General features: G+C 45.4%; 16 protein-coding genes. 10 read left to right on the plus strand and 6 right to left on the minus strand.

Annotated elements, in window-relative coordinates; genetic code table 11:
- Positions 1 to 61 precede the first annotated feature (61 nt).
- Positions 62 to 280, plus strand: coding sequence for a hypothetical protein (locus tag CSHOW_RS10165; protein WP_002950945.1), 219 nt, complete (start codon positions 62 to 64; stop codon positions 278 to 280).
- A 335-nt stretch (positions 281 to 615) separates the two neighbouring features.
- Here CSHOW_RS10165 and CSHOW_RS10170 read toward each other — a convergent pair whose 3' ends face one another.
- From CSHOW_RS10170 to CSHOW_RS10185, 4 genes are all read right to left on the minus strand, one after another.
- Positions 616 to 2613, minus strand: coding sequence for a TonB-dependent receptor domain-containing protein (locus CSHOW_RS10170; RefSeq protein ID WP_004321657.1), 1998 nt, complete (start codon positions 2611 to 2613; stop codon positions 616 to 618).
- Between the two features lie 629 nt (positions 2614 to 3242).
- Positions 3243 to 3554 carry a hypothetical protein gene (locus tag CSHOW_RS10175; protein ID WP_004321659.1) on the minus strand — a complete coding sequence of 104 codons (312 nt, stop codon included), beginning with the start codon at positions 3552 to 3554 and terminating at the stop codon, positions 3243 to 3245.
- Between the two features lie 59 nt (positions 3555 to 3613).
- Positions 3614 to 5185 (minus strand): single-stranded-DNA-specific exonuclease RecJ, encoded by a 1572-nt coding sequence (gene recJ, locus CSHOW_RS10180; protein ID WP_039895500.1) that lies wholly within the window; start codon positions 5183 to 5185, stop codon positions 3614 to 3616.
- On the minus strand, positions 5175 to 5327 hold the full coding sequence (locus CSHOW_RS10185; RefSeq protein ID WP_004321664.1) for a hypothetical protein: 153 nt from the start codon (positions 5325 to 5327) through the stop codon (positions 5175 to 5177). The genes recJ and CSHOW_RS10185 overlap by 11 nt, the downstream gene beginning before the upstream one ends.
- A gap of 175 nt (positions 5328 to 5502) precedes the next feature.
- Here CSHOW_RS10185 and CSHOW_RS10190 point away from each other — a divergent pair, with 175 nt between their 5' ends.
- Genes CSHOW_RS10190 through CSHOW_RS10205 form a run of 4 tightly spaced genes read left to right on the plus strand, consistent with a single transcriptional unit; the run spans position 5503 to position 9280 of the window.
- Complete coding sequence (locus CSHOW_RS10190) at positions 5503 to 6615, plus strand: ABC transporter substrate-binding protein (protein WP_004321667.1); 1113 nt, start codon at positions 5503 to 5505, stop codon at positions 6613 to 6615.
- Positions 6612 to 7667, plus strand: coding sequence for a FecCD family ABC transporter permease (locus CSHOW_RS10195; RefSeq protein ID WP_004321669.1), 1056 nt, complete (start codon positions 6612 to 6614; stop codon positions 7665 to 7667). The genes CSHOW_RS10190 and CSHOW_RS10195 overlap by 4 nt, the downstream gene beginning before the upstream one ends.
- Positions 7661 to 8434 (plus strand): ABC transporter ATP-binding protein, encoded by a 774-nt coding sequence (locus CSHOW_RS10200; protein ID WP_004321672.1) that lies wholly within the window; start codon positions 7661 to 7663, stop codon positions 8432 to 8434. Before CSHOW_RS10195 ends, CSHOW_RS10200 begins: the two co-directional genes overlap by 7 nt.
- Before the next feature lie 3 nt (positions 8435 to 8437).
- Positions 8438 to 9280 (plus strand): ATP-grasp domain-containing protein, encoded by an 843-nt coding sequence (locus tag CSHOW_RS10205; protein ID WP_004321675.1) that lies wholly within the window; start codon positions 8438 to 8440, stop codon positions 9278 to 9280.
- A gap of 22 nt (positions 9281 to 9302) precedes the next feature.
- Here the strand turns inward: CSHOW_RS10205 and CSHOW_RS10210 are convergent, their stop codons facing one another.
- Positions 9303 to 10967, minus strand: a complete 1665-nt coding sequence (locus tag CSHOW_RS10210; RefSeq protein WP_004321678.1) for a CTP synthase — start codon at positions 10965 to 10967, stop codon at positions 9303 to 9305.
- 132 nt (positions 10968 to 11099) lie between these two features.
- On the opposite strand from CSHOW_RS10210, the gene CSHOW_RS10215 reads away from it, so the two are divergent.
- The 5 genes from CSHOW_RS10215 (at position 11100) to CSHOW_RS10230 (ending at position 15319) form a co-directional block, all read left to right on the plus strand.
- The gene (locus tag CSHOW_RS10215; protein WP_004321680.1) at positions 11100 to 11315 is read left to right on the plus strand and encodes a DUF4492 domain-containing protein; all 216 of its coding nucleotides are present in this window, start codon (positions 11100 to 11102) and stop codon (positions 11313 to 11315) included.
- A 1-nt stretch (position 11316) separates the two neighbouring features.
- Entirely contained in the window at positions 11317 to 12846 is a 1530-nt protein-coding gene (locus CSHOW_RS10220) for a cytochrome ubiquinol oxidase subunit I (protein ID WP_004321683.1), read from the plus strand.
- Positions 12839 to 13957 (plus strand): cytochrome d ubiquinol oxidase subunit II, encoded by a 1119-nt coding sequence (locus tag CSHOW_RS10225; RefSeq protein ID WP_004321684.1) that lies wholly within the window; start codon positions 12839 to 12841, stop codon positions 13955 to 13957. The genes CSHOW_RS10220 and CSHOW_RS10225 overlap by 8 nt, the downstream gene beginning before the upstream one ends.
- 8 nt (positions 13958 to 13965) lie before the next feature.
- Positions 13966 to 14094 (plus strand): hypothetical protein, encoded by a 129-nt coding sequence (locus tag CSHOW_RS10580; RefSeq protein ID WP_004321686.1) that lies wholly within the window; start codon positions 13966 to 13968, stop codon positions 14092 to 14094.
- Positions 14095 to 14173: 79 nt separating this feature from the next.
- On the plus strand, positions 14174 to 15319 hold the full coding sequence (locus tag CSHOW_RS10230; RefSeq protein WP_004321688.1) for an iron-containing alcohol dehydrogenase: 1146 nt from the start codon (positions 14174 to 14176) through the stop codon (positions 15317 to 15319).
- A gap of 69 nt (positions 15320 to 15388) precedes the next feature.
- On the opposite strand, the gene CSHOW_RS10235 is transcribed toward CSHOW_RS10230, so the two are convergent.
- Positions 15389 to 16687 carry a hypothetical protein gene (locus CSHOW_RS10235; protein ID WP_004321689.1) on the minus strand — a complete coding sequence of 433 codons (1299 nt, stop codon included), beginning with the start codon at positions 16685 to 16687 and terminating at the stop codon, positions 15389 to 15391.
- Positions 16688 to 16693: the final 6 nt, after the last annotated feature.

The following is a 16693-nucleotide window of genomic DNA, read 5'->3' on the forward strand; positions in this document are numbered from 1 at the left end:
AGCCATACGTTAAACCTAAAACTGTATAATCGTCATACAAATTCTTAGCAAAGGAGCTAAAATGGCAACAGATCGCGAATTGGTTAATTTCTCAGAGGAACACGAGCTAAATACGGTGCTAGCAAGGCACGGCAAGGCCCAAAGCATCGCAAACCGCGAGGTGCTTTGCGAGCTCGGTAAAGAGTGCAAGGAAAAACTAGGCAAAAGAGTGCTAACGCAAGATGAATTTGACGAGTTTTTAAAACCTGTTTTAAATCGCTTGGAGAATAAAAGAGCTTAAATTTCGGGGGACTTTCCCCGAAATTTCTATCCAAATTTCCCGCTTTTCCAAATATTTCTACTATTCTCTCGTTTTCAAATTTACATCCGCGTCGTCGTTTGTAGCCGTCAATTTTAGACTATTTTGCGATAAGTACCGCGCGGCAAGCTCGCCTCGTTTAAATTTGACTTCAAATTTAAACGCCAGGCGGCAAAAACGTACTCAAATTTACAAATCCAAAAACCGGCAAGAGCCATAAAAGCCTAGCGCGGCAAATTTGACGTTGGTATAAATTCGGCGCGGCTTAAAAACAAAGCATAAAGCCAAAACCGCGCCGAATTTAACCGAGCTACGCCCTAAAAATGCACCTTAAATTTCACCCAAAAGCTTCTGCCCGGCTCATAAAGCCTCGTGCCGTTGGGGATAGTCTCGTAGCCTGCGATACCGCCGCCGTAGCCGCCTTTTGAGTTATGATAGGCGTATTTGGCGTCGTTTAGGTTTTCTGCCGCTAGCAAAAATTGATAATTTTTGTATTTATAGCCCGCGCTTAGCCCCAGCGTCCAAAAGCTATCGCTCTTGCCCAGGTCCATGCCGCCCACGTCGCCGTAGCCTTTTTGCGCACGGTTTTGCGACGCGTTAGCGTAGAAGTCGGCTTTGACGAACCAGTCGGGTTTTTCTAAACCGGCGCTTAGTTTAAACGCTAGAGGCGAAACCTTAGGTAGCGCGTCGCCGTCTTTTAGGCCTCCTGCATTCTTAGTTACTTTGCCGTAGACGTAGGATACTCCCGCCCCCAGCCTAAACATATCGGCTAGCAGCGTAGTGCCCTCGATCTCGCCGCCGTATAGCAGGGCGTCGGTATTAAAGGCGTCTGAGGACATGCCCATAGGATTATATTTTAGCATGATATAATCATCCATCTTTGAGACGAAAAAATTCGCGCTTAGTTCGTAATTTTGATCTTTTAGCACTGCGCCAAAATCCAGCTGAGTATTTCTTTCTTTACGTAGCTCTAAGTTCGCGTCCTTGTTCGTTTCCCAGTGATCAGGTAGTCTTTGTGCGTGCCCTAACCCAGCATAAAGCGTTAAATTTTGCAGATATTTTTCGTATCTAAAAAACCCTGAGAATAAATTTTCTTTCCTGCTCTTATGCGTTTTTAACAGTTTTCTCTCGCCCGCGTCCAGCCTAAGTCCGCCAAAAAGCCCGTAGTCGTTTTCTAGGACGTATTCGTTTTGAGTATATATCGTTTTATACGTTACCTTGCGCTCTTTTACGTGGGGCTTTGATACGGCGGCATCCATTTCAGCTTTAGATACGCCGGCCCCGCCCGTTCCGGCGCCTCGCCATTTAAAGGAGTCTTGCGAATAGCCCGCGCCGATGAAGCTGGTTAGATTATCGAAATTTAACTCGCCTTCTAGCTTAAAGCCGTACATATCGCGTATCGGGTGACTGATGCTGTATCCCTTGCCGCGCCCCGTGCCCGGCACCACCGGACGCATGGTGAAGTTGTCCATTATATGGTCGATCTGGTGATAATACGAGCTTAGTCTGATCTTGTGCTCGCCGACGTCTTGTTCAAATTTGAGTCCGAAAGATTTACGGTCAAACTGTATGCCGTCCCTCATCCTATCGGCATAAGCCGCTTCGCCCTCGCCCAGATCCGCGCTTAACTGCAAGGCGGTAGTTTCCGTGGGCGTTAGCGTACCCACGAGCGAGACGCTGTTGCGTTTATAGTGTGTATGCATTTTCTGTCCGCCGCCGCTTTTATAATCGCCGCTCTCGTAGTGTCCGCCGGAAACCTCTATACTGCCCAGCTCGTTACCCGCCGCTACGTCCGCGGTAGTTTCAAACCGCTTAAAACTGCCGCCCAACACGCTTACGTTTCCTCCAAAGCTCGGTTTTGACAGCCTTGCTATCTCTCTATCGAAAAATATACCGCCGCTAATGAGTGCGCCGTATCTGACGTCTTGCGGGCCTTTTACGATACGAACCGAGCTGTAGTTTTGCGCCGAGATGTAGGTGATGGGCGTATCCATACGCATGCCGCAGCCGCCGTTTAGCGTGCTACCGTCGATAAGTACGGGCAGTCTAGCCGCCGTCTGCGAACGATAATAAACCTCGCTGCCGCCTCCGCCCTTACGCTCCATCGTAAAGCCGTTCAAATTTGAAAGCGATTTGGCGATGTCGCTGTTTTCCAGTATCGCGCCCTTGCCGACTATTTGCGCATTAGTCGGCTCGTCGAGGGCTGATTTTTGCATTTTTGACGAGACGGTAACGGGGCTCAAGCTTATCGCTTCCTCGGCGCTAAGCATCAAATTTGACGCCATGGCCAGCGCCAAAACGTAAGAAATTTTCATTTTCGCTCCTGCAAAATTAATATTTAGTATTGAAATTAAAGCAAAAATCGACTTAAATAAAGTATGAATATTTATGTAATGTTAATTATTTTGTATGAAATTTAGCTCAAATCCTGATATTTCGGTCGTTTGCGTTAAGTGTGTAGAAAAGTAACTTTAACGGACTAGAATTATAAATTTAAGTAATCTCGGCTTCATCAAATTTGAGTTTAGCGAAACCGAGGTTAAATTTACAAAATCTCTTTTACTAGCAGCTGCGGCGTAACGAGTCCGCGAAACGAGTTTTTCGATACCGAAAAAACGAGGTCGATACTCTCGCCCGCATGCGGCTCGCGAGTATCTCGCAAACCGCGCTCTTGCCGCTGCCGATACTGCCCGTGACGACGACTGCGTGTTTAAATTGCGGCATTTTGCTTTTAAATTCGATATGAAACTAGAGTCATGCCTTAAACAAGACGGCAAATATCAAAAATGAATTTTTACAAAATCTTAAATTTATCTCGTAGGTTTTTAAATTTCTATTTTATTTGCGATAAATTACCGTTTTGTGGTGCGATTTGAAAATTTATCGCATGACTTTGCCGAATTTAAGCGCAAATTTTAAATGTTAATATTAAATTTAAATTTATTTAGCGCATTCTTCTTGAGAAAAATCGTTTATGGCGAGAATGCCTGTATACTTCTACTTCTCTACAGTTTACCTTTTTCATTGCCTCTTTTATCGCGTCTGGCGTACCTTCTCTGAGTGCTGCTAGCATGACTTCGGGCGGCTGTTCTTCACAGACTATCTTTTTCTCTTTATGAATAAACGTGCTAATGATATATAAGATAACGGCGACGATAGCGATAAACGTATAAAATAAAATCTTTTCGATTACCGACTGGCTAAAAATAGTTTTCTTTTTGCTAGATTTATCTTTTATTTGTTTAGATTTAGCCATAAAATTACCGCCGAAAAATCTCTAAATTTAATCCAAAATCCAGGTAAAACCAGCCGAATTCACGATATCTCTTTTACCAGTAGTTGCGGCGTAACGAGTCCGCGAAACGAGTTTTTCGATACCGAAAAAACGAGGTCGATACTCTCGCCCGCATGCGGCTCGCGAGTGAAGTTAAAAAACAGCGCTTCAAGGCATTTGCCATCTTTTTGCAAGATGAGCTTTAGGTGATTTTGCTCCCTGCCGATTAGTTTTTTATTTTTGACGACGGCGGATTTGATCTCAAAGAGCGGGCGCGGATTTTTCTGTCCGTAAGGCTCAAAATGCTCCAAAATTTCAAGCAGCTCAAAGTCCACCTCGCCCGCCTCTATCTCACCTAGAGGCTCGTCAAACGCGCTAAATTCGTGCAGATCCATCAGCATACACGAGCTATTTATCGCGTTTTTAAACGCTTCTAAATTTGCCGGATCTATCACGATGCCAGCCGCTCCCTTGTGCCCGCCGTAGCCTGCGAGTAAATTTTCGTGGCTAGCGATGAGCGAGAGGATGTCTAGCTTGCCCACGCTTCTAGCGCTGCCTTTGGCGCGATTTTCGTCGATACTAAAGACGATGGCGGGCTTTTTAAACTGCTTAGCCAGACGCGATGCGACGATACCGATGACCCCCTCGTGCCAGCCCCTGCCCCACGTCACGATGATGTGCTCGTCCTCGCGCACGTCCTTTAGCGAGCACTCAAAAAGCGTGCGCTCCTCCTCCTTGCGCGAGTTGTTAAAACTCACGATGGTGTCGAGGCATTCGCAGGCACGGTCTAAGCTTTTAGCGCGCAAAAACTCAAAAGACACGCTCGCATCGTCCATACGGCCCGATGAGTTTATGAGCGGCGCGATGAGAAAGCTGATATCGTCGCACTCAAATTTATCCTTGCCGTAAAGCTGCTTTATCGCCGTAAATGCAGGCCTGCGCGAGCTGTTTAGGCGGTTTACGCCAAGCTTAACCAGGATGCGGTTTAGGTCGCGAAGCTCCATCATGTCGGCGATTATCGCGATAGCGAGGAGATCGAGAAATTTACCCATATCGTAGTTGATGCGGCACACGTCTTTTAGCGCACCCACTAGATACCACGCGACCTGAGCACCGCAAATTTCGACGTTTGGAAAAGGGCAATCCTTTTGCTTCGGGTTTATGATCGCGTAGGCCTCGGGCAGGACGTCGGGCGGCATGTGGTGATCGGTGATGATGAGATCGATGCCCTTTTGTTTACAAATTTGAGCCGCGTCGTTTGCCGAGATACCGTTATCTACGGTCACGATGAGACTGGCGTCTGCTATCTCCTCGACGATTTGCGGATTTAGCCCATATCCGTCGCTAAAGCGATTTGGGATACGCACGAAATACTCGCTAACGCCCAAATCATCGAAAAACTCGGCCATTATGACGCTGGCGATCACGCCGTCCACGTCGTAGTCGCCGACGACGACGATCTTTTCGTTTCGCTCGATCGCGCGTTTTATGCGCTCGGCACCTTTAAATACGTCCTTTAATGCATCGGGCGTAGGAATTTCTGAAAGTTTTTTGTGAATGTCCTTTTCAAATCTTTGATTCAGTAATTCCTTTATTTTTTCCTTATTCAACATCGTTTTGACGGGCTTTTGCGTAAGCCTCGCCGTCAAATTTCGCCGCCTTGCCACCGTTTTTGCCTAAATTTTCGCTCGCCTCTGGAGTTAAATTTACCCACGCCGCGCCGCAAAAAAGGCTAAATTTTGGTTCAAATTTCATCTTTTTCCTTCTTTTTTATTTTCTAATGCGCAAATTATAGCTTTTTGAAATTTAATTTCTTATAATTTTAAACGAGTCGAAATTATATCTAAAATGATATTAATTATTATATTTAAACCTAGGTTAAGATGCATTTTTGTATTATTGCGCCCTCATTTCAACAAAAAGGAACGATATGAAAAAAACTTTTTTAAAAGCGCTGTTGGTGCTTTTTGCGGTATTTTCGGCAACCCAAGCGGCGGCCGAAACTAAGGTCATAAAAGACGTCTTAGGTCGCGAGGTAAAGGTAAATTTGCCCGTTAAACGCATAGCTTTGGGTTTTTACTACACCGACTTTTTAGCCGTCGGCGGCACTAAGGCTTTAGATAAAGTCGTTGGCTTTTCAAAAGAGGTTTGGACGGACTGGACGCCTGCTAGCTGGGATCTATATAGCAAAGCCCTACCGCAGCTAAATAAGCTTGCGGACTTCGGCGAGGTAGAGGTCGGTACGTTCTCGGTAGAAAAAGTTATCTCTCTAAAACCCGATTTACTAATACTCGCATCTTGGCAGTATAACGTGCTAGAGCCTGATTTAAAGCCTTTGGCCGATCTAAATATCCCGATAGTCGTGCTTGATTATAACCGCGAGAAGGTTGAGCTTCACGTAAAAAGCACTAAAATTTTAGGCGAAATTTTAGGCGAGGAAAAAAGAGCGGACGAGATCTCTAAACTATACGAAGACACCGTAAAAAAAGTGGGTGACCGCATCGCAAAAGCAAATTTGCCTAAACCTAAAATTTATATAGAATTCGGCCGCGGCGGTCCTGACGACACAGGGATAACCTACGGTAAAGATATGTGGGGTTCACTGATAGATTTGGCCGGCGGAGATAATATCGCAGCCGATCTAGTCGAGCAGTGGGCACCCATCAACGCCGAGCAAGTCATAGCCGCAAAACCCGACGTTATAATGATAGCAGGCCGCGAAACCGAACTAAAAAAAGAACCGACTGCGATGGTAATGGGCATAAATATAGATAAAGCCGAAGCGTTAAAAAGACTGGACGGGTTTAAAAAACGCGTCGGTTGGTCAGAGCTTCCGGCTATCAAAAATAACCGCCTATACGGCCTGTATATGGGCGCGTCAAGAACGCTTGCGGATATGGCGATGGTGCAATATATCGCAAAAGCTTTGTATCCGCAGCTATTTAAAGACGTAGATCCGATAAAGACCTACATTGATTTTCACAAAAAGTACTTGCCTGTCGTTCCCGTCGGAACTATAGCCATCCAAGCGGACGAAAAATGAATAAAATAAGCTCCGAAGAGGTCGTAAAGGCTCATAGAAAGCGCGAATTTAAACGCTTAATCATCATCTTGAGCTTTATAGCCGTGGGTCTTGTATCGATGGTGTTTGATATCGGTACCGGGCCTGCGATGCTCTCGCCAAAAGAAGTCGTAGATACGCTTTTGCAGCCGATTTTAGGCGGCGAGCAGGATAAATTTTTATACCACATCGTTTACGATATCAGGCTTCCCGTAGCGCTTATGGCTTTAGTCGTAGGCGCGGCTTTGGGAGCGGGCGGCGCAGAGATACAGACGCTTTTAAACAACCCTATGGCAAGCCCCTATACGCTGGGACTTGCCGCGGCGGCAGGGTTTGGCGCATCGCTGGTGATGGCGTTTGGTTCGTTTGGACTGCCTCAAATTTACGCCGTACCTATCGGTGCATTTATCATGACGATGTTAGCGGCGTCTATACTGTTTTTGTTTTCGATGATGAGGCGATTTGGGTCGGCTACTTTGGTTTTAGTCGGTATCGCGCTTTTGTTTTTGTTTCAGTCTATGCTCTCTTTGGTGCAGTTTTTGTCCGCGCCCGAGATTTCGCAGGCGATTTTGTTTTGGCTGTTTGGTAGCCTCCAAAAGGCTAAATGGAGTACGCTGGCCGTCGCTACGGTCGTAACGGTCGTATGCATCTCGCTACTGATGCTAAATACTTGGGCGCTAACGGCTTTAAAACTGGGCGAAGAGCGAGCCAAAAGCATGGGCGTAAATTTATCCGCCCTTAGGATTAAAATTTTGCTTATAGTTTCGGTTATGACGGCTACGGTTATTAGCTTCGTCGGCGTTATAGGCTTTATCGGCCTGGTCGCTCCGCATATCGCTAGAAATTTAGTCGGCGAGGATCAGAGATTTTTCCTGCCCACTACTATCTTCGTCGGCGCAGCATTTTTGTCGATAGCTTCGGTACTTTCTAAGGTTATAAATCCGGGCGGACTCTTTCCGGTCGGCATCATCACGGCGTTTGTGGGCGTGCCGTTTTTCTTCTGGATCATCCTCTCAAGGAAAAACGTATGCTAGAGCTTAAGAATTTAACGATATACCGCGGCTCGCTTTGCACGGCAGATGCCGTAAATGCTAGCTTTGAAGAAGGCAAGGTTTACTCCGTACTAGGGCCTAACGGCGCAGGCAAAACTACGCTCATAAGCGCAATTTTCGGCGAGATGGGCTATGAGGGTGAGATTAAATTCGGCGAAGAGAGGTTAAATTTCAAAAACCATTTCTCGTGGAAAAAGAAAATCGGCTACATGCCGCAAGATAGCTACGTAGACGCTAGTTTAACGGCTCTTGAGGTCGTTTTGCTAGGGCTTATGGATAGTCTTGGGCTTTATCTAAAAGACGAGCAAATAAACTCGGCCGTAGAGATAATGAAAAAACTAGGGATTTTACACCTAGCCGGTCGCGACGTGATGCAGCTCTCAGGCGGCCAGCGCCAGATGGTGATGTTTGCCTCCGTGCTTATCAAAAAGCCTAAAATTTTACTTTTGGACGAGCCTGTTTCGGCTCTTGATATGCACCATCAATGCGTACTTTTGGACTGCGTTAGAAAATTTACGCGCGAGCACGGTATAACTACCGTTATGATACTGCACGATTTATCGCTAGCGTCGCAGTTTAGCGACGAGGTGTTGCTACTGAGCGACGGCAAGATAAAAGCCAAGGGCGAAGCCAAAGAAACCATAACTAAAGAGCTAATACAAGAGCTTTATAAAGTAAACGTAGATATTTTTTACGACGATGCCGGCGTACCGGCCGTAGTCGCAAAGTCAGCGTTCGGGGTAGAGTAGCGCGTGAGGATTTTTATCTTAAGTTGCCTTGCTTACGCAAAGGGCAACGAGGACTTGCGAAATTTAAGCCGCGCGTTTAGCGACGGCGGCGCACAGTGCGAGATAGTGCCGTGGCAAAATTTAGACGTCGGTTCGCTAGACGAAGATTCTTTGATTTTGCCGCTTGCGGCTTGGGATTACAGCCTAGACGCGGCTAAATTTTTATCGTTTTTAAGCGAGCTTGAAAAAAGCGGAGCGAAGATAATAAACGGCGCCGAGATCGTGCGCTGGAATTTATCGAAAAAATACCTCTTAGAACTTGAAGCCTTAGGACTTCCCGCGATCCCTAGCACGCTTTTAAACGGCGATGAAAATATAGAAGAGCTAAGGCGAATTTGCTCGGGCGGCGTGATAAAACCGCTCGTCGGACAGAGCGGCAACGGCGTAGCTAAAATCGACGAAATATCAAATTTAAGCGAATATAAAAACGGAGCTTTGCTTCAGCCTTTTATCGAAGAGATCACCGTTAGCGGCGAAATTTGCTTGATATTTTTAGGCGGCGTTTTTTCTCACGCCGTACGCCGCTCGCCTGCTAGCGAGGATTATAGGGCAAACTCGAATTTCGGTGTTAAGATTAGCTCGGTAGAGCCGACTGCAGCCTTTCTAAACGTCGCGCGAGACGTTTTAGCTAGGCTTGCCTTTAATCCCGTCTACGCAAGGATAGATCTAATCGGCGCAAAAGATAAAATTTTAATCAACGAAGTCGAGCTTATCGAGCCTAGCCTTTATTTTAGCTACGGCAAAAACTCTACCGAAAAATTCGTAAAAGTAATCCTGGATAAATTTGTCGCGGAAAAGAAAATTTAGAGCCGATCGGCTCTAAATTTGATTATTTCGGGTTTCCTAAGCTAGCTTTGATAAAGCCCAAAACTACGGGATTTGGGTTTGTTAAGCGGCTGGTAAATTCCGGATGAAACTGCACGCCTACAAACCACGGATGCGAATTTTTGGCGCCCGCTGCGGGCGAGCTAAGCTCGACGGCCTCGATCAGCCCGTCGCTCTCGCCGCTAACTATTAGGCCGTTTGCTTCAAATTCGGCTCTGTATTTCGGATTTGCCTCGTAGCGGTGGCGGTGGCGCTCTTTGACGCTTTTAGCGCCGCCGTAGATTTGACTTAGCAGTGAGCCAGGCTTCACGTCGCAAGCATACGCGCCAAGCCTCATCGTACCGCCGACCGGGCTTTGGTGAGTGCGGATCTGAGTCTGGCCGTGCGCGTCGATGAAACTATCAATGAGATAGATGATAGGATTTACGCACTCGGGCTTAAATTCTACCGAATTTGCGTCCTCGAGCCTTAGTACGTTGCGGGCAAACTCGATGAGCGCTAGCTGCATGCCTAGGCAAATGCCAAGATACGGCACGCCGTTTTCGCGGGCGTATTTGATCGCTTCGATCTTGCCGCTCACGCCGCGCTCGCCAAATCCTCCGGCAACTAGCACGCCGCCTACGTCTTTTAGTAGCTCCTCGACGTTTGAGGGCTCGATCTTCTCGCTATCTATCCACTTTAAATTTACCCTCGCGTCAAGGCTCGCGCCCGCGTGGATGATACTCTCGGTCAGGCTCTTGTAGCTCTCTTTTAGATCGACGTATTTACCCACAAATGCTATCGTGGTCTCTTTCGTAGGAGCAATGATGCGCTTAACCAGGCTGTCCCAGTTGCGCATATCAAGCTTTAGCTCGCCCAAATTTAAAATTTCGGCGATCGGCGTTAAGACATCTTGGTTATAAAACGCGAGCGGCACCTGGTAGATACTGGCCGAGTCGATACTCTCGATGACACAGTTGCGCTCTACGCCGCAGCTCGCGGCTATTTTATCTTTTAGCTCGCGATTTAGCGGCTGCTCGGCGCGGCAGATGATCATATCCGGGCTGATACCGATGCGACGTAGCTCGCCGACGCTGTGCTGAGTAGGCTTGGTCTTTAGCTCGCCTGCGACTTTTATAAACGGCACGAGCGTTAGGTGGATATTCATCGCGCGTTTGCGGCCGACCTCAATGCGAAGGGCACGGATAGCCTCCAAAAATGGCAATCCCTCGATGTCGCCTACCGTACCGCCGATTTCAACGATCAGTATGTCGCGACCCTCGCCCGCCTTTTTGATGCGACCCACGATCTCGCCCACGATGTGCGGGATGACTTGGATCGTTTTGCCTAGATAGTCGCCCCTGCGCTCCTTTTCGATGACGGAGCTATAGACGCGGCCGGTCGTGAAGTTGTTGTCTTGACTTAGGCTCTCGTCCAAAAATCTCTCGTAGTGTCCCAGATCCAGATCCGTCTCCGCGCCGTCGTCGGTGACGAAAACCTCGCCGTGCTCGAGCGGACTCATGGTGCCGGGATCTACGTTGATGTACGGGTCAGCCTTTAGCATGCTTACTTTTAGTCCGGTATTTTTAAGAAGTGTGGCGATAGAAGCCGCCGCAATGCCCTTACCCAGCGAGCTTAGCACGCCGCCCGTTATAAAAATATACTTTGTTTCGTTTAGATTTTTTTGCATATCGTGCCTTTTAAATTTTTAGCGAGATTATACCTTATTTAAAATTTATAAACGCTTGAGAGCATAAATAATTTTATAAAATCAAAACTTTAAAATTATATTTTAAGTTAAATTTCTGTAGTATGTTAAGTTATGATTAAAAAATATATTAAAAATATCTCGTCTTTGTATATAGACGGCTTTAGGAACATGAAGCTCGGAAAGAGCTTGTGGCTCGTGATAGCTATCAAGCTGCTTATAATGTTCGGGATTTTAAAAGTATTTATCTTTGATGAAAGTTTAAATTCAAAATTTGAGAGCGACGAGGCCAAAGCGAACTTCGTTATCTCAAATTTGACAAAGGAATAAAATGTCTGAAATCGCTTCGGTCGATTGGTCTAGGGCGCAGTTTGCGCTCACCGCCATATACCACTTTTTGTTTGTTCCGCTCACGCTGGGACTTAGCTTTATCATCGCCATTATGGAGAGTATCTACGTCAAAACCGGTAACGAGCAGTGGCTAAAAATCACCAAATTTTGGCTCAAACTCTTCGGTATAAACTTCGCTATCGGCGTAGCTACCGGTATCATAATGGAATTTGAGTTCGGCACCAACTGGGCGAACTACAGCTGGTTTGTCGGCGACATCTTCGGCGCACCGCTAGCTATCGAGGGCTTGCTCGCGTTCTTTATGGAGGCGACGTTCTTTGCCGTTATGTTTTTTGGCTGGGATAAGGTTAGCAAGAAATTTCACCTCATCTCAACCTGGCTCGTGGCTGTCGGTTCAAATTTGAGCGCGCTTTGGATCCTCATCGCAAACGGCTGGATGCAATATCCGGTGGGTATGAAATTTAACCCCGCAACCGCAAGAATGGAAATGGAAAATTTCTTCGAGGTCGCTCTTAGCCCGGTAGGTATCATCAAATTTTTACACACCGTAACTAGCGGCTACGTTGCTAGTGCGCTTTTCGTGATAGGAATTTCAGCGTGGTTTATCCTAAAAGGACGCCACCTAATCATGGCTAAAAAATCAATCGTCGTAGCGGCAAGCTTTGGACTCGTTACGTCGCTGTTTTTGATGTTTAGCGGCGACGAGAGCGCATATCAGGTCGCGCGCACCCAGCCTATGAAACTAGCCGCGATGGAAGGCCTTTATAAAGGCGAACAAAATGCCGGCCTAGTCGCGATGGGCGTACTAGATCCGTCTAAAAAACATGGCGACGGCAAGGACGCGTTTTTACTCGAACTAAAAGTGCCTTACGCGCTTGGAATAATGGCTACTAGAAAATTTGATAGCTTTACTCCGGGCATCGAGGATTTAGTCTACGGCAACGAAGCGCAAAATATAGAGAGCGTCGCAAGCAAGATGGCCAAAGGCTCGCTAGCCGTTAGCGCGCTAGCTAGCTACAACGCCGCTAAAAAATCGGGCGATAAAGCCGCGATGGAGCAAGCCGAGCAAACTCTGGCTCAAAATATGAAATTTCTAGGCTACGGATACCTAAAATCCCCGGAAAGCGCCGTGCCGCCGGTCGGTATTACGTTTTATAGCTTTCACTTAATGGTGGCTCTTGGTACTTACTTTTTGGCTTTATTTTTGGTCGTTACGTATCTTACGATGGCAAACGATATCGAAAATTTCAAAAAGCTGCTGTGGGCGTGCGTATTTAGTATCCCGCTAGGACTAGTGGCGATCGAGGCGGGCTGGATAGTAGCCGAAGTAGGGCGTCAGCCGTGGGTCGTGCAAGACCTCATGACCGTGGGCGTGGGAGCTACGAATTTAGCCGACACCAACATCAAAATTTCATTCTGGCTATTTGCCGTTTTATTTACGGCGCTTTTGATAGCCGAGATAAAAATCATGCTAAAACAGATAAAAATAGGATTTGAAAACCATGCTTAGTTTAGAATTTTTACAAATTTACTGGTGGTGCGTAGTTAGCTTGCTAGGCGGTTTGCTGGTGTTTATGATGTTCGTTCAGGGCGGACAGACGCTACTTTTCGGACTTTGCAAAAACGAGCTGCAAAAGGACATGGTGATAAATTCTATCGGGCGCAAATGGGAGCTTACGTTTACTACTCTCGTAATGTTTGGCGGCGCGTGCTTTGCGGCGTTTCCGCTGTTTTACGCGACAAGCTTCGGCGGTGCGTACTGGGTGTGGTTGGCGATTTTGTTTTGCTTTATCCTCCAGGCCGTAAGCTACGAATACCGCAAAAAACCGGACAACTTCCTAGGCCAAAAAACCTATGAAATTTTCCTTTTCATAAACGGCTCTTTGGGCGTTATACTCATCGGTATGGCGGTTAGCACGTTTTTTTCGGGTAGCGACTTTTTACTAAACGAACACAACTTCGTACAGTGGCAGACGCCGTTTCGCGGACTTGAAGCGCTGGGCAACATCATGCTCTATCCACTCGGTATCGCGATGTTTTTCCTAGCTCGCGTGGGCGGAGCGCTCTACCTCATCAACAACATCGACGATGCCGAGATAAGAGCCAACGCCAAAAAAGCGGCGCTAAAAAATACGATTTTGTTTTTGCCGTTCTTTTTGATCTTCATCGCTTGGATATTTACCAAAGCCGGTTTTGCATACGACGAGAGCGGCGTAGTGAGCCTAGTTGGCTTTAAATACGCTCTAAATTTACTCCAGATGCCGCTTGTAGCTGCAATGATAGTTATAGGCGTCGGACTCGTGCTTTTCGGTATATTTAAGGGTGCGTTTACGACCAGTATCTACGGCGTAGTGCCTTACGGCGTGGGCGTAGTGCTAACCGTTACTGGGCTATTTTTGGTGGCCGGACTTGCCGATACGGCGTTTTATCCGTCGTTTTCAAATTTACAAAGCTCGCTCACGATCAAAAACGCAAGCTCTAGCCACTACACGCTAAACGTTATGGCCTACGTGAGCCTACTAGTGCCGTTTGTTTTGGGCTATATTTTCGTCGTTTGGCGCGCGATGGACAGCAAAAAGATCACGGCCGACGAGATCAAGCACGATCATCACGCATATTAAGGATAAAAATGATAGAAGCGATAGTTTTTCTTTTTCTTTGGGTTTTGGCGCTTTTTGGCGGATACAAATTCGTCCATTTTAACATCAAACATGTCGAGAAAAACGACGACAAATACTTTGGAAATTTGCACGAATAAGCGCTGATCCGTAAATCTCGTTCTACTTAAATTTTAGCTTTTGTCGCTATAATGAGGCTAAAATTTTAAGGAGAACGAGATGTTTGACTTCACTTTTCACAACCCCACAAAAATAGAATTCGGCAGAGGCAAAGAGCAAAATATCGGGCTTTATATGCGCAAATTTGACGCTAAAAGAACCCTACTGATCTACGGCAGCGAACGCATCAAAAAAGACGGACTCTTTGACACGGTCGCAGCGAGCCTAAAAGAAAACGGCATAGAGTTTATAGAGCTTGGCGGCGTAGTTAGCAACCCCGTGCTAAGCAAAGTTTACGAAGGCATCGAGCTAGCTAGGAAATTTAACGCCGACAGCGTACTAAGCGTAGGCGGAGGCTCCTGTCTAGATAGCGCCAAAGCCATCGCCGCAGGCGCGCTATATGAGGGCGACGTGTGGGACTTTTTCACGGGCAAAGACCCGAGCCGCGCACTAAAAATCTTTGACGTCATCACCCTTGCGGCGACCGGCAGCGAGATGAACTCGGGCGCAGTCGTGACAAACGAAGCTACGAAGCAAAAATTCTCCATCCACGGCGACGTGCTATATCCGCTAGTCTCGGTCGTAAACCCGCAGCTACAAGCTAGCGTTAGCCGCGAGTACCTAGCCTACTCCGCCGCCGACGTTATCGCGCATAGCATCGAGGGATACTTCACGGCTAAAGTGCAGCCTGATATCATCAACCTCTACATCGAAGCCAATATCAAAACCGTGATGAAAACGACTGAAATTTTACTCGCTGATCACGATAACTACGACGCCAGAGCCGAGTTTGCGTGGGCAGCGACGATGGCGCTAAACGGCCTAACCTACGTCGGTACGCACGGCTACTCCTACCCAAACCATATGCTCGAGCACGCCATGAGCGCTGTCGTAAACTGCGCGCACGGAGCGGGTCTAGCAGTCATAATGCCAGCGTGGATGAAGTGGTATAAGAGCCGAAATTTAAGCGCGTTCGAGCGTTTTGCACGAGAAATTTTCGGCGTAAGCTCAGCGGACGAGGGTATCGAGGCGTTTAAAGCGTGGCTTAGTAAAATCGGTGCTCCGGTTAGCCTAAAAGCCGTCGGCATAGAGGGCGAGACGCTAGAGGAGGTGGTAAATTTAGCCTACGACTATGCGGTAAACTGGCGCAAAGACAAGCTCTACACGAAAGAAAATATCAAAGAGATTTTTGAGCTGGCAAACTAGATAAATTTGAAGATATAGTTAAAATTTGATGTTACATAGAATTAGCATCAAATTTTAACAGTATTTTATTTAATTTATAATATTTTTCTCGGAAATCCAAAATCTATAATCATCTATTTTGCTTTTATTTTGATCTTTTGCTACGACTTCTAGCCAATATCTGCCGTCTGATTTTACTTTTACGAGGATGTTTTTAAATTTTACCGTCGAACTTGACCTTTCGTCAGATATGCAGGTATACTTTATAAAATTTATATCTTCATTTGGCTTATCTTTGCATTTAATGTTCTCTAAATTTATATACCCAGGGATATTCTCTTTTTTGATATCAAGATCGGTTTGATAGTTTCCTATACCGGCAATTCGCACGAATGCTCCGCTTAAAAATATCATAATAAGTATTGTAAAAATAATGCCTAATCCAAAGGTGAATTTATAATCTAATAAGCTTCTAAACAATGTCAAAAATCGCATAAAAATAATCCATACATATAATAATATTGTTATAAATACCATAAATGTATCATTATAATTATAGTACACTATCAATAGTATAAATAAATCAGTTATAAAAATTAAGCAAAAAGATAAAATACAACTACTAGGTTCTTTCTTGTCGCTTTTTTTGAATATATACACGAATGTGAATATTGTTAAAATAGGGTACATGGAAATCAAACAATTCATAGCAGATTCTGTATTTAAAGATAGCCACTTGATAGACGTTATTTTATCGACGATAAAAGGAGCAAGAGCCATAATTACAAATAACAATATATTTATCGTTATAAATACTTTTTTTGAAGCGTTGGAATTGCCATTAAAAGCTCTAAATAAAAAGATATTTTGCGAAACATAGAAAAATAAAAAATATAATCCGTAAATTAAACCTATAAAGGCAGCTATAACTAAAGACATGGGCATACTGTCTAATGAAATATCTGGGGTTTTTGCTATTTTTATAAAATATGGTACGCAAAACAAAGCACCGAGAAATACGAGATTTAGTATGGAAAATACTTTATGCTTTATCAAAAATTTTATCGTATTTCTTAAATCATACTCCATAGTATTTATAGAATGTTTTTTTAAAAAGTCTTTGTACTCAGGCTTATTGTAAGCCTTTGTTCCCATTCTCTCATACGCATTATATATAGATTTTTCAGTTTTTAGAAAATCTATATATAATCTATTGCATTTCTCCTTATCTATTGACACTTTTTGAGATTTTATTATTATATCTTCACTTTTCAGTAGTCTTTCAAGCCCGGTTTTTATATGCAGTTTATCACTTTGTAAATCACTGATGTGCTTGAGCTCTTGTTCTATATCCGATAGGTCTTTTTCAGTAAAATATCTCTCTAACATTAATTT

Source organism: Campylobacter showae (assembly GCF_004803815.1).
Lineage (GTDB): Bacteria > Campylobacterota > Campylobacteria > Campylobacterales > Campylobacteraceae > Campylobacter_A > Campylobacter_A showae.